1 protein-coding gene is annotated in these 15,956 nt (G+C 41.9%); it reads left to right on the top strand.

Annotation, left to right across the window (positions count from 1 at the left end):
- Window positions 1–221 precede the first annotated feature (221 nt).
- Window positions 222–15,944 carry a beta strand repeat-containing protein gene (locus SK086_RS10055; RefSeq protein ID WP_324691412.1) on the top strand — a complete coding sequence of 5,241 codons (15,723 nt, stop codon included), beginning with the start codon at window positions 222–224 and terminating at the stop codon, window positions 15,942–15,944.
- Window positions 15,945–15,956 lie beyond the last annotated feature (12 nt).

Below are 15,956 nucleotides of genomic sequence, written 5' to 3' on the forward strand. Positions count from 1 at the left end.
CTTTGGCTATATGGAACAGTTTTTCCACTTTCTTTTTCAAGGGACAAAGTCACTTCGTCAGTGGTTATCTGAGGCGTTTGCTATTGCGCGCTATTGGTAGCGGCGGTGGCGGTCATGGCAACCTACTCTGTCAATTATATGATACAAAATCAAACTAAAAATATATGATAATGCAAATGCTTATCAATAAAGAGAATTATTTCTAACCCAATTTTTTAATAATGAACAACAATTACGATTCGTGGTACAGTAGCTCAGGAGCTACGTGTATTAAAGCATGGCGAAAGAGAGTGGCATTGCTACTGTTTTTTGTTATGTTTGGTGTTTTTGGTGTGAATGCTCAGGTTACCACTAACGGAGGGTCAGGCTTAGCGGCCACCTATCCGAGTTTGTCTGCAGCAGTCACGGCCTTAAATGCTGCCACCATTTCCTCGCCAGTGGTGATTACCCTGAGCGGAAATGAGACGGCGCCAGCAGGTGGTTACAACATCACCGCAACAGGTACGTCTACTAATACCATTACTATCCAGGGTAGTTCGAGCACGATTACGGCTCCAACTCCTCAGGCTTCCGGTATTTTAGTGGATGCTATCTTTAAGATCACCGGAGGTGATTGGATAACCATTCAAAACTTCACGATGTTGGAGAATGCCAGTAACACTACAACTGCTGCAGGCACCAACAACATGACAGAGTTTGGGGTTGCTTTGTTTTATGCTACCGCAACCAACGGTGCGCAAAACTGTACTATTCAAAATAATACTATTACTTTGAATAGAACTTACCAAAATACGTTTGGTATTTACAGTAACTCAACGCATACTGCAACTGTAGTTACTACATTGGCTACCGCTACCGGTACAGGTGGGGGTAATAGTGGTTTGAAAATTTATGGGAATGCCATAAGCAATGTGAATTTGGGTATAGTAGTAGTAGGTCCAACTGCTATTGCTGATGCTAATACAGGTATTGATATTGGAGGTTCCTCTTCCGGTACCGGTAATACTATCACAAATTTCGGTACTACGGGAACTTTTTCCGGTTATGTCACCGTTTCAGGTACCGTAAACGGAATCTTGGTTCGTAACTCTAATGGGTTTAATGTGTCTTACAATAGTATTACATCTTCCAATGGTGGTGTCACTTCGGGAACTTTAAATGGTATTCAAATACAAGCGGCTTCTAATGCGCCAACAGCTACATTTACTAATACTATTAATAATAATACGTTATCTCTGACAAGTGGTGTGCTTACAGGTGCTATTAATGGTATAAATATGCCGTCAGGTTCAGCTAGTGCAACAAGCACGCTGAATATTAATAATAATAATTTTACTGCAGCGGGTTATTCGGCTGCTGCATCTGGTACAATTACTTTTATTACAGCCTTAAGTGTAAATAAATTTAATACCGTTAATGGGAATACTTTTACTAACATTACTTCCAACACAACGGGAAGTGTGACTTTTGTTTCTCATGCCATCCTTGTTCCCTCGGGTGGTTCAATGAGTTTTAGTAATAACTCTATTGTAACTGCTTTTAATAAAACGGGTGCCGGAGGTACTGTAACAGTTTTTTCAACATCAGCAAGTTCTACAGCTACTGTTACTTCAACCTTTAATGGTAATAATTTTTCTAATATTACTTTAACAGGTGCTACTGCTTTTAATGGTTTACTAGTTCAAGATGGTGTAGCTGCAGGTGGGCCTGTTGCAAGTATACAAAACAATGTCTTCAACAATATTACTACTGGTGCAGGTGCTATTAGTGTAATGTATTCAGGATGGCAGTCGGCTGGTTCTGTAACAACTGGAAATACAATCACAAATATTACAAATGCCAGTTCAATAATTGCTTTGGGCGTTACAGGGAGTACTAGTACAACTATGAATGTGTATGGTAATACCATAGGTAATATTAGTTCTACTGGTGCTGCTACTGTTATTGGTATTGACTTGGCTTCAGGTAATCTGACAAATTTATACCGTAATAAGATTTATGGTTTAACAGCGAATAACGCTGCGGGTATTGTTAATGGTATTCGAATTGCGGGAGGAGTCAATAATAATGTTTATAATAATATTATTGGCGGATTGTCTGCACCTATAACTTCATCAACATCTGATGCTATTAGAGGTATAAATATTACTTCTACTGCTACTCTTGCAACAAATAAGGTGTATTATAACACTATATACCTGAATGCTACTTCTACCGGAACCAATTTTGGTTCTTCGGGGATTTTCCATACTTATAATGCCACGGCAACTACTGCTACTTTGGACTTAAGAAATAATATTATTGTTAACGCATCGGGTGCCAATGGTACGGGATTGGCTGTTGCATTCAGAAGAAGTGCTTCTACTGATTTGAACAACTATGCCAGCACCTCTAACAATAACTTGTTCTTTGGTACTAGTGGTGTATATAATAATGGTACAACGACTTATGCTTTTGGTCCATTCCAAACTTTGGTTGGAACAAGAGAAACCGCTTCCAAATCGCAAAATCCAACGTTTGCCAGTACTACCGGAGCTAATGCCAACTATTTGAACTTTGCCAACGGCGCCATTAACTTGGCCGGAGGTAATGCTCAGGTAATCGCCGGCTATACTACAGATTACAGTGGTGCTACCAGAGATGCTAGTGCACCGGATATGGGAGCTTATGAGTTTGCTCAAGGGACCATTTCGACTCCTACCATTACCGGGTTTACTACGCCTTTCAGTCCGTCGGCGCCCATTTTCTTGTGTGCTGCAGGAGGTTCTGTAGTAACCATTACAGGTACCGGTTTGGATACTGTTAGTTCGGTATTGTTTAATGGTCCTTCAGGGGTAACTTTGGTTGGGACTATTACGGGTCAAACGGCTACCAGTTTAACAGTTACTTCGCCTGCGGGTGTGGTTGATGGTATTATACGAGTGACTAATCCGGCAGGTTCTGCTGATTCAAGTTCTTCGTTTACCACCGCTGATGCACCAACGGTTGGGGTTAGTTCTGCCGTAACGATATGTTCCGGAAGCAGTACTACTTTAACCGCTACGGGCGCTAACACTTATGCTTGGTCACCAAGTACCGGTTTGTCAGCTAGTACCGGGGCCAGTGTTACTGCTAACCCAACGACAAATACTACTTATACCGTAACCGGTACTAGTACTGCCGGGTGTACCGCTACTAATACTGTTGCTGTTACTGTTAGTCCGGTTGCCAGTGCTATTACCATCACTAAAAATCCAGCTATCGCTTGTTTGGGTGGTACTACTACCTTGACTGCCACCGGGGGAACTGTTCCAGTTAATATTCCAAGTTATGCATTTAATGCATCAGCCGGAACCTATACCCCAATAACCGGAACCAATGTTGGGACGGGCGCTATTGGAGATGACGTTGGAGTAGGTAACTTGCCAATTGGATTTACTTTCCCTTACCGAGGTCAAACTCATACAGTTTTTTCAGTATCCTCAAACGGTTTAATTATAGTAGGAGATACTACTGTAGGTGTAACGGGTTATTCAGGTAATGCTTTGTCTTCTACAGCAAATGCAATAGCTCCATTGTGGGATGATAACAATACTACCGGAGGTAGTGTAATTTACACTACAACAGGTACCGCGCCAAACAGAATACTTACTGTTCAATGGACCGGTATGCACGTAGCCGGTTCAGGAAGTGCTACCAACCCTACTATAGATATGCAAGTGTTGTTGTATGAAAACGGAAACATTCAATTTGTTTATGGTTCACAAAGCGCCGCTTTGTCATCGCCAACTTGTTCTATTGGTATTTCTGGAACAGCCAGTACAAATTTTATAAGTGTTACTCCGCTGTCGCCTATTACGACATCAACTTCATCTACAAGTACAGAGAATACAGGTGTTAATACTAATAACTTATTGTCCGGTACAACATTCACTTTCACCAGACCTGCACAGCCAGCGTTTTCATGGTCGCCATCAACTGATTTGTTTACCGATGCGGCTGCAACTGTACCTTATGCCGGACAGAATGTTACTGTGGTTTATTCTAAATCGACTGTTGAACGTACCTATACCGCTACTTCTACTTTAGGTAGCTGTCCTATAAGTTCAACTGTAACTGTTACTCCTAATGCTTTACCAACCATAGCTACTAGTGGCAATGCTTCTATTTGTGCAGGTGGTGCCGGTGCCAGTTTGACTGCCACCGGAGGTGTTTCTTATACTTGGTCACCGGCTACAGGTTTGTCTGCTGCTAATGTGGCTAATCCTACGGCTACTCCTAGTACTACTACTACTTATACCGTAACCGGAACAGATGCTAACGGATGTCAAAATACGGCTACCTCAGTAGTCACTGTAAATACTCCAGTTGCTATTACTGTTCAACCGGCCAATCAAACGGCTTTAGAGGACGGTAATGCTTCCTTTAGTGTTACAGCTACCGGTACCGGTTTGACTTATCAGTGGCAATCTTTTGATGGTACTAATTGGAATGATATATCAGGTGAAACGGCGGCTACTTATGCTATCGCTACTGCACCGTCCACCTTAAATGGTACACAATATAGAGTAATAGTGTCAGGAACCGCACCTTGTGCTCCTGTTACTTCTAGTGCTGCTACTTTAACTGTGAGTACAGTTTCTTTCACGCAGCAACCTGCTAACCAAACTATTTGTAGTAATGCTACAGCCACTTTTGCGGTTACCGCAACAGGAGCTGTGACTTCTTATTTATGGGAGTACTCTACTAACGGTACGGATTGGTTTACTGCACCGGGTGATGCTACAGGTAGTAGCTTGGTATTGTCGGGGATTAATTCTTCGTTATCAGGATACTTGTTCCGTTGTAAATTAAACGGTGGGGTCCTTACTTCTAATACGGCTACTTTAACCGTTTATGATGCTGTTGTAATTGGTACTCAACCTTCAAGTCAAGTGGTTTGTTCTAATGCTGCTTCGGTAGTATTTACCAGTGCCGCTACGGGATCGGGTGTTGCTTATCAATGGCAAGTAAGTACTAATTCAGGCGCTTCATGGAATAATATTTCAGGGGCTACACTAGCTACTTACACTATCAATACTCCGGGTGTTGCTTTAAACGGCAACCAATACCGTGTGGTTGTGAGTGGTACTGCTCCTTGTAGTCCGGTTACTTCCAGTGCAGCTGCTTTAACTGTTACTGATGTGGCTGTGGCTGCCAGTTCCACTTCGGTTTGTATAGGTCAATCAGTTACTTTATCTGCTACTTATACAGGTGTTCCAAACACCACTAGTTCTTCTTGGGTGTGTGCTACTACAGGTAGTGGTGCTACTGCCGCTATTTCCGGAGACTCTGCTGTAGTTACGCCTACTGCTGCGGGAACTTATGTTTATACATTCACTACTAATGGCGATTGTTCTTTCACCAGAACAGTTACAGTTACTGTAAATCCGCTACCTATAATTTCTGCCGTTACGGCTACACCAGCTGTAGTTTGTAGTGATGCTAACATTAGCTTAGCAGCAGCAAGTGTTGCTATTGCAAATGGAACTGTTGCTTTAGGGGCAGGAGCTTCTACTAGTTCTTCTTCTGGATCTTCAATGTTCCCTGGTAGTTATGGAGGTGCTAAAACACAATTCATAATCAGAGCATCAGAGTTAACTGCTCTAGGTTTAACTGCAGGAAACATTACTTCATTAGCATTTGAAGCTACAACAGCATTTAATGGATATGAAGGATTTGCATTGAATATTGGTCAGACTGCTGCAACTACAGCTTCAATGCCAATGATTACAACAGGTTTAACTCAAGTTTATTCTGGTTCAGGGACTAATGGTGCTTACGCAACCACAGTTGGTGTAAACACATTAACTTTTTCTACTCCTTTTAATTGGGATGGAACTTCTAATATCGTTTTATCATTCTGTTGGGCTAAGAACCCTACGGCTACCTCAACAACAAGTACTACTGTAAAAACTGATGCTCCAGGATTTACATGTACTGTATATGGATTAAAAGATAGTACGATAGCTTCCACTATGTGTCCATTTTCTGCAGCTGCAGATTTTGGAACATCTGGTACGGGAACGAGTAGACCTAAATTTACATTTGCAGGTGTTAAAGCTACTAATTTAGCTTCTACTTACACTTGGTCATGGAATACTACTCCTGCGGTTGCTACTGCTACCGGTACTACTTCTGTGACTAATACCAGTGGCACTGCTACTTCAAGAACGTTTACCGCTACTGCAACTTCTGCAGCGGGTTGTGTGAACAGTTTGACTACAAGTGCGGTGACTGTTAATACTACTATACCTGCTCCAACAGGAACAGACAGTACTCAATGTGGTACGGGTACACCTACTTGTTCTGTTGCAGGAACCGGTACACCTGGTAATACTTTCCGTTGGTATACTGTTGCTACAGGAGGTACAGCTATTTCGGGTCAAACCGGTAGTACTTTAGTGTCACCATTTACGGTTGCCGCTACTACTACTTTGTATGTGTCTGAGGTTAGTGCAGATGGTTTGTGTGAAAGTCCAAGAACTGCTGTTATTGTAACAGTAACATCGCCTTTTGCCTTTGCTCTTTCTGCTTCAACTGCTACTAACTGTAGTGGTGCTGCGAGTTTGACTCCGGTAACCATTGCTACTAATGGTGGTTATGATACTTATTCTTGGTCTAATTCTGCCACCGTTTCAGGCAATGAAACTACCGGATGGACTTTTAGCCCAACGACTACTACCACTTATACGTTGACTGCTACAGGAGGTGGTTGTTCTACTACCGCTACTGTAGTTGTAACGCCAACTGCCTTACCGGTAGTTAATGCTACTGTTGCTCCTTCTTCAATTTGTGTTGGTGCTTCATCTACTTTAACTGCTACAACTAATGTTATTGGAGCCGGAAATGTAGCTTTAGGAGCTGGTGCTAGTACTAGTGCTACTGCCGGAGGTTCTATGTTCCCTGGTACTTATGGTGGTGCTAAAACGCAATACATAATAAGAGCTTCAGAATTAACCGCTGCCGGTTTACTTGCAGGAAATATCACATCTCTTGCGTTTGAAGCGACTACAGCATTTAATGGCTATGAAGGGTTTGCTCTAAACATTGGACATACTACTGCAACAGCAGCTGCCATGCCAATGATAACGACTGGATTAACACAAGTGTTTTCAGGTTCCGGTACTAACGGAGCTTATGCTACAACAATCGGTGTTAATACATTGACTTTTTCTACTCCTTTTAACTGGGACGGAACTTCTAATATCGTTTTGTCTTTCTGTTGGGCTAAAAACCCTACAGCTACATCAACAACTTCAACTACTGTTAGAACAGATAATCCAGGGTTTACATGTACTGTTTATGGACTTAAAGATAGTACTATAGCTTCTACAATGTGTCCATTTTCAGCAGCAGTTGATTTTGGCACCTCCGGTACAGGAACCAGTAGACCTAAATTTACTTTTGCAGGTCAAACAACTATTCAAGGTCCTGGTACCTTAGCTTACACTTGGAATGATCCATCCAGCACTACTGGTAATGTTTTAACCGTTTCTCCTACTAGTACTACTGCTTACACTGTTTCGGCTTACAATAGTGTAACCGGATGTACCGGTACAGCTACTACTACGGTAACTGTTTTCACACCGCCAACAGCACCAACAGTAACTAATGCTACCCAGTGTGGTGCCAGAGTTCCTTTAGTGTCTGTAGCGGATACTAATGGTTATACTACACCAACCTTTAAGTGGTACGCTGATGAAACGACTACTACGGCTTTACAAAACAGTACATCTACAACTTACACTTCGAGCGTAAGTGCTACGACTACTTTTTATGTATCTGTTGTTAGTCCGGGAGGTTGCGAGAGCCCAAGAGCTGCTGTAACTACTACGGTTATTGCTCCGGCTACTTTATCTGTTTCACCTGCTGTAACAGTTTGTACCGGTAACAGTACAACTTTAACTGCTTCGGGTGCGGTTTCCTATACATGGACCCCGGGTGCTACCCTAGATGCTACAAGTGGTGCCAGTGTAGTTGCTACCCCAACAGCTACAACAACCTACTCAGTAACGGGAGTTGACGCCAATGGTTGTACAACTGCTGCTGCTACTGTTGTAGTGACCGTAGCTCCTTATCCTACCGCTGTTACTATTACCCAAGGTGCTGCTTCAGTTTGTACTAATGGCGTAATGTCATTAACGGCAACTGGAGGAACTATTGGTGGTTCAGGAACACTTTCAATTACTCCAACGACTACTGAATTTGAAGGAGTTTACAGATATGGTTATGGTGCAGGTGATTTCAGACATCAATTGTTATTCACAAAATCAGAGTTGAATGCTCTTGGTCTTACAACAGGTGGAAATATCACATCTATTGCATTTAATGTTTCTTCAGTAGGTAGTGGTTCATCTAACAACTATACTATTAGTTTAGCTAATACTAGTGCCACAGCACTTACATCGACATTCTTGACAGGAACGTTTACCCAAGTATATACTGCTGCGACTTATACTGCTGTATCGGGTACAAACTTACATACTTTTACAACTCCATTCGCTTGGGATGGTAGCTCAAATGTTGTAGTAAATATTTGTTATACAGTTGCTACAATTGGAACAACTTCTACATTATCCGCTACTACACCAGCAGCATTATCAAATGTAAATTTAAAAGGTTCGAGTGGGGCATGTACTGCAACGAGTGGTGGAACGACATATGCTAACAGACCCTCTGTTGTGTTCACATATACGACTTCAGTACCAACTCCTATGACTTGGTCTCCAAGTGATGATTTATATACTGATGCTAGTTCAACTATTGCCTATACTGGCGGTAATGCTAGTGTGGTTTATACAAAACCTTCTACAGAAAGAGTATATACTGCTACTGCAGCTAATGGCGCTTGTACCACTACTGCCACTACTACAGTAACTCCAGTAGCTTTACCGGTATTTACTGTAACTGATGATGTTACTATCTGTAAAGGTCAGTCGGTTACTTTAGAAGTTACCGGTTCAGGTCAAACTTATGTTTGGTCTACTTCGGCTACGACGGCTTCGATTTCTGTAAGTCCATTAGCTACTACTACTTATACAGTTACTGCTACGGATACTACTACAGGATGTCAATCGACACAAGAAGTTGTAGTTACGGTAACTGATCCGGGTGCTATTAACCCAATTGGAACGACTGTTTCTCATATTGCTATCCCAGGAAGTAGTAAAGTTTTCACGGTGGCTACACAAGCCGGACCGGTATATACTTACCAATGGCAGTTGAATGATGGTTCAGGATGGGTTGATTTGTCAGAAGACGCTACTTATTCTAATGTTACTACTGCTAACTTGACTGTGTCTAACATTGATGAAACCATGACCGGTTATCAATACCAATGTATCGTTACCGGTGATGCGCCTTGTGCTCCGTTAACGCCAATAGTTGCTACCTTAACGGTTGATAATACCGGTATTGGGCAACAACCTCAGAGTGTAACGGTTTGTGCTCCTAACAGTACTTCATTCAGTATTGCTACTACAGGAGACGAGCCTTATGGAATAGAGTGGCAAGTGAGTTCAGACAATGGTGTGAACTATGAAAGTTTAGTTGATGGCTTTGATGCTGTTACCGGTTTAACATTTACCGGTGTTGATCAATTAACATTAGAAGTTTCCGGAATAGCTGTAGCTAATAATGGTTTGAAATTCAGATGTTTGATTAACTTCTATTTGCCTAGTGATGGTGCCACACTTACTGTGAAAGCTCCGGTAGTTGCTTCAAATCCGGCCAACCAAACCGTTTGTGCAACAGGAGGTACAGCTACTTTCTCGACTACAGCTACCGGTTCAGATTTGACCTATGCTTGGGAAGTGAGTACTAATAATGGTGCTTCATGGAGTGCTTACACAGGAACAGGAGCAACAACGGCTTCGATTTCTATTGTGAATCCAGCTTTAAGTGCTGATGGTACTCAATATAGAGTAGTGGTTTCAGGTAATGCTGTTTGTACATCGGTAACAACTGATGCAGCTACATTATTTATTAATAACCCTACTATCACCGGACAGCCTGCTAACGCCTCTATCTTGAGAGGTAATGCAGCTACTTTTACAGTAGTACCAAGTGCGGCTACTTCGTATCAATGGCAACGTTCAACTACCTTGAACGGTACTTATACCAATGTGACTGATGCTACACCAGCAGGTATTACTTATACCGGTGCTGATAGTGCTACTTTGACTGTTACCACTTCAGCTGCTACTGCTTTGGGAAGCGCTAACTTCTACCGTTGTGTGGTAACCAATAATGGTTGTTCAGTGACTTCAACCGGAGGTCAATTAACCGTAATTTTCTATTGTACTCCAGCACCATCTTCTGTTGACGGAATCGGTATTACCAATGTTACTATGGGTGATATCAACAACACTACCGGTGCTGAGGTTGGAAATTATGGTGATTTCACTGCTCAAAGTACAACAGCAGAAAGATTGTCTACCGTTAATTTTGCTATTACTTATGCTACCGGATATGCTTATGGTACTAAAATTTGGATCGACTTTAATGATGATGCTGATTTTAATGATGCCGGTGAGCAGGTTTATTATGGATTATCGGCTAGTGATAACCCAACCACTTTATCAGGTAGTTTCTCTATTCCATTAACTGCTCCACTAGGGGCTCACAGAATGAGAATAGGTGGTTCTGATACTGATGCCGGGGTGGATCCTTGCTATGCAGGTACTTGGGCTACATTTGAGGATTATACTATTAACATCAACCCAGCACCATCTTGTTCAGGAACACCTGTAGCCGGTACTGCTTCGGCGCCTACTTCTTCTCTATGTTTAGGAGGTGTTGGAACTACTATAACTTTAAGTGGTTATACAAGTGGTGTTGTTGGTATTACATTCCAATGGTATTCTTCTACTAATGGTGTTGATTTTGCTCCTATTTCAGGAGAAACTTCAGCTACTTTATCTACGGGTAGTATTTCAGCTGATGCTTATTACAACTGCGTAGTAACTTGTTCAGAAAGCGGATTAACGGCTACTTCTAATACAGTTGCTTTAACTGTTTTCAATCCAATTGTTACGGATTCAACTCCGGCAGGAAGATGTGGAACCGGTACTGTAACTTTAGGAGCTACCGCCAATGAAGGTTCAACTATCAACTGGTATGCTGCTGCAACCGGAGGTGCTGTTTTAGGAACAGGAACCAGTTTTACTACACCAAGTATTTCTGCTACGACTACTTACTATGCTGAAGCTAGTACTGCTTCAGGTTTGAGAAGTCAAACCGGATTGGGTAATACCTCTGTGCCAACTTCAACCGGTGCTTCTTCAGAGAGAGGAATTGTGTTTACAGCGACAAACAATGGAACCATTGTATCAGCTCAATACTATTCGCCTACTTTGAATGTTACCAACAATGTTGTAGTTAGATTGGTAGATAATACTACAGGAACACAAGTTGGTTCTTCTGTAAACTTATCTATACCACAAGGCGGAACAGCCGGGTTCTATACTATGAACCTTAATTTGCCGGTTACTTCGGGTACGACTTACCGTTTGTTAGCTTCTTTCTCGCAAAGTGTTAACAGAATTAGTACCGGAGCAAATTATGCTACTGCTGCCTTTAACAATTTGGGCACTTTAGGTACTATAACCAGTGGTTATGATTCCGCTATTTCAACAAGTTCTTATAATTATTTCCACAATATAGCTGCTGTTTCAGTAGGTTGTGCTTCAGCCAGAACTGCTGTAGTTGCTACTGTAGATGCTTTACCGGCAGCTACTATTTCTTATGCAGGTTCTCCTTACTGTAGTACAGCTACAACTGCTACGGTAACCTTTACCGGTACTACCGGAGGAACTTATTCTTCTACAGCGGGCTTATCAATTGATCCTTCTACAGGAGCTATTGATGTTGCGGCTAGTACACCAGGTACTTATACCGTAACTTATACTATGTTGCCAACTACTTATTGTACTGCTCAAACGGCTACTACAACTGTAGTTATTAATCAAGCACTTACTTCAGCATTTGCTTATGATTTTGCTACATATTGTACTAATCAAGGTACTGCAACTCCTACTATAACAGGATCAGCAGGTACCTTCACAGCCAGTCCGGCAGGATTAAGTATCAACGCTACTACCGGAGCTATTACTTTAGCTTCTTCTGCTGCGGGTACTTATACGGTTACAAATACTGTGACTGTTGCTGGGTGTCCTAATAGTGTTTCTACTTTTGAAGTTACTATTAACAATGCTGTAGCTATTACTTCTCAACCAGCTAGTGTTTCTCAGTTACCTGGTGATAATACTTCATTTACAGTTGCTGCTACCGGTACCGGTTTAACTTACCAATGGGAAGTTAACAGTGGTTCAGGTTGGTCAGCGTTGTCAGGAGAAACTGCAGCTACTTTGAGTTTGACTGCTGTAACTGCTGAGATGAACGGTTACCAATATCGAGTTGTTGTTTCCGGTGCTGTTGCTTGTACTTCGGTTACAAGTTCAGTTGCTACTTTAACCGTTAGCACTGCTGCTATTGCTACAAATCCGGTAAACTTTACCGCTTGTAGTGCCGGCGCTAATACTGCAACTTTTGCTGTAACTACCACAGGTATTGTTGATACTTATCAGTGGCAAGTGAGCACCAACAATGGTGTTGACTGGACCAATATTACCAATGGTGGTATTTATGCTGATGCTGATACGGCTACGTTGTCTTTATCAGGATTGACTTTATCGGATAACAACAAACAATTCCGTTGTGTACTCAATGGTGTGGTGAATTCAAATGGGGCTACTTTATTTGTTAAAGAAGCTGTTGCCATCACTACACAGCCATCAAGCGCTACAGGATGTTCAGCTGGTTCAGCAACATTCACAGTGGCTGCTACCGGTGACGGTTTGGCTTACCAATGGCAAGTGAGCACTAATAGTGGTGCTTCATGGAGTAATGTTGCTTCAGCTACTTCGGCTACTTTGACTTTAAACAGTTTGACAGCCGATATGAACGGTAATCAATACCAAGTGATAGTTTCTGGTGCTGCTCCTTGTAGTGCTGTAACTTCTACTGCGGTTACCTTAACTGTAAATACTGCTGTTGCAATTGGTACTCAACCGGCTAATACTACAGTATGTAATGCGGCTAATGCTACCTTTACTGTAACTGCTACCGGAACTTCTTTGGGTTACCAATGGGAAGTAAACACCGGTTCAGGTTGGAGTGCTTTAACTGGTGAAACCAATGCATCGTTAACTGTTGCTGCTGTTACTACAGCCATGAGCGGTTACCAATATCGCGTTGTGGTTTCGGGTGCTGCACCTTGTGGGTCAGTTACTTCTAATGTTGCTACCTTAACAGTTAGCCAGCCAGTTGCTCCAATTGTTTCGTCATCTAATTTAGATGTATGTGCAGGTGTTCCTCAGTTATTGACAGTAACTAATACTAGTTCAACTATCATAACTTCAGGTACAGGTACTTCATCAACAACCGGAAGCTCTTCAGTAGGGGCTTTAAGTCCAAACCCAATGCAATCATACTATGGTGGTACAAGACAACAAACGTTGTATACTGCTGCTGAGTTGACTGCTTTAGGTATTACGAATGGTGCAATACTAAGCTCCGTAGCGATTAACTTAAGTGCTGTAGAAACGAGAACTCTTCAAAACTTTACTGTTAAAATGAAGAATACTTCGACCACTAACTTTGCTACTTCTACATTCGAAACCGGAACAACTACTGTAAGAAATGCAGCGAGTTATCAACCGGTGGTAGGATGGAATACTTTGGCTTTAGATAGTAACTTTACTTACACCGGAGGAAGTTTGATAGTAGAATTTACATTCTCTAACAATGACAATGGAGGTTTAGGTACTAATGTGGCGACTTATAATACTACAACTAATACAGCAACTTTATACTATAGATCTGATGGTGAGTCTGCTGCTACAGTTGCTGCTGCTACAACTGCTACTTATGCGCAAACTCGAAGAAACAATATGCAATTTGGTGTGTTGAATAATTTGACAACTTGGTCACCAACTACAGGATTGTTTACTGATGCTGCGGGTACAGTTGCGTATACCGGAGGAGTAGCTACATCTGTTTATGTTAAAACAAATACTTCAGCTTCATACACAGTAACTAATACTAGCAGTTTAGGATGTACTAATTCTTCTGTTGTTGCCGTGAATGTTTTAACACCGTCTACCTTGAGTTCTATCACCCAGCCAAGTGTTACTTGTTCAGGTTCACAAACTACGTTTGCTTTAAGCGGTTTGTTGCCTAACAGTACTTCTACAGTTGGTTACACTATTAACGGTACTGCTCAAACAGCTATCACCGGAGTAGTGGCAGACGCTTCAGGTAATGCTACCTTTACAGTGGCTTTACCGGCGGTTAACAATGGTAGAACATTAGCGATCACTTCGTTAACCAGAACCGATTTGACGCCAAATTGTACTACAGCTATTACGGCTAATAATACGGTAGTTATTTCAGTTCAGCCTTTGGTAACTTACTATGCTGATGCTGATGGTGATGGATTTGGTAACAATGCTGTTACTCAAATTACTTGTACCGGAGCTCCTGTAGGTTATGTTACGAACAATACCGATTGTGACGATACTGATAACACTAAAAATGCTACTTATCCGTTCTATGCGGATAACGATGGTGATGGATTTGGTACCGGAACAGCCGTTCAATTGTGTGCTGTAAATGCTACCACACCTCCGACAGGTTATTCAGTTAACAACACCGATTGTGACGATAACGATAACACTAAAAACGCTACATATCCGTTCTATGCGGATACAGACGGTGATGGATTTGGAGCAGGAACAGCCGTTCAATTGTGTGCTGTAAACGCTACTACACCACCAGTTGGTTATGTTGTTAACAATACTGACTGTGCGCCAAACGACGGAACACGTTCTCAGTCTTACAGTTTCTATGTGGATGCTGACGGCGATGGTTACGGAGCCGGAAGTTTGGTAAGTGTTTGTGCGGTTGATGCCGTTACACCTCCAACAGGATACGCTTTGAATAATACCGATTGTGATGATGCTAATGTAGCATTGTTTACTACTTATTCATTCTATGCTGATACTGACGGTGACGGTTACGGAGCCGGAAGCTTGGTAAGTGTGTGTGCTTTAGATGCTACTACACCGCCTGCAGGTTACTCTTTAGATAATAAAGATTGTGCGCCAACAGATGCGACTAAGTGGAGAAGTACTTTATTGTACATTGACAACGATGGAGACGGTTATGACAACGGAAACGAGAATGTATGTTGGGGCGCAACTGTTCCAACAGGTTATTCAGCCACTACATTAGGTAATGATTGTGATGATACTAATCCATTGCGCAATCTTACTAATCCATGTGAAACCGTTGTAACTGTTAAAATGTTTATTGAAGGTTACTATGATGCGGATGCTCAAGCCATGAGACCGGTAATGATGAACCAAGGTGTTGGCAGCAGTGCTACCGATGTGGATACAGTAACTATTGAGTTGCGTGATGCCACTACTTATGAGTTGGTTGCTTCAGCTTCGGCTATGCTCCAAACTAACGGTAATGCTGTAGCTACGTTTACTACTGCGCCTAGCGGTTCATTCTACATTGTTGTGAAGCATAGAAATTCCCTTGAGACTTGGAGTGCAAATCCTGTAGCTGTTGGAGCTTCTCCATCAACTTATGATTTCACTACTGCTGCTTCTCAAGCTTATGGTGATAACATGAAAATGTTAGCAGAAGGCGTTTATGGTTTCTATTCTGGAGATATTAACCAAGATGGATTTGTTGAAGCATCTGACTTCCCATTCTTATTCAATGATATTGATAACTTCGTTGAGGGGTATCATCCAACCGATTTGAATGGAGATGGATTTGTTGAAGCTTCTGATTTCCCATTCTTGTTTAATAACATTGATGCCTTTATAGAATTGTTACGTCCGTATTAATCAAATAAATTT

The organism is Flavobacterium cheonhonense (assembly GCF_035671315.1).
Taxonomy (GTDB): domain Bacteria; phylum Bacteroidota; class Bacteroidia; order Flavobacteriales; family Flavobacteriaceae; genus Flavobacterium; species Flavobacterium cheonhonense.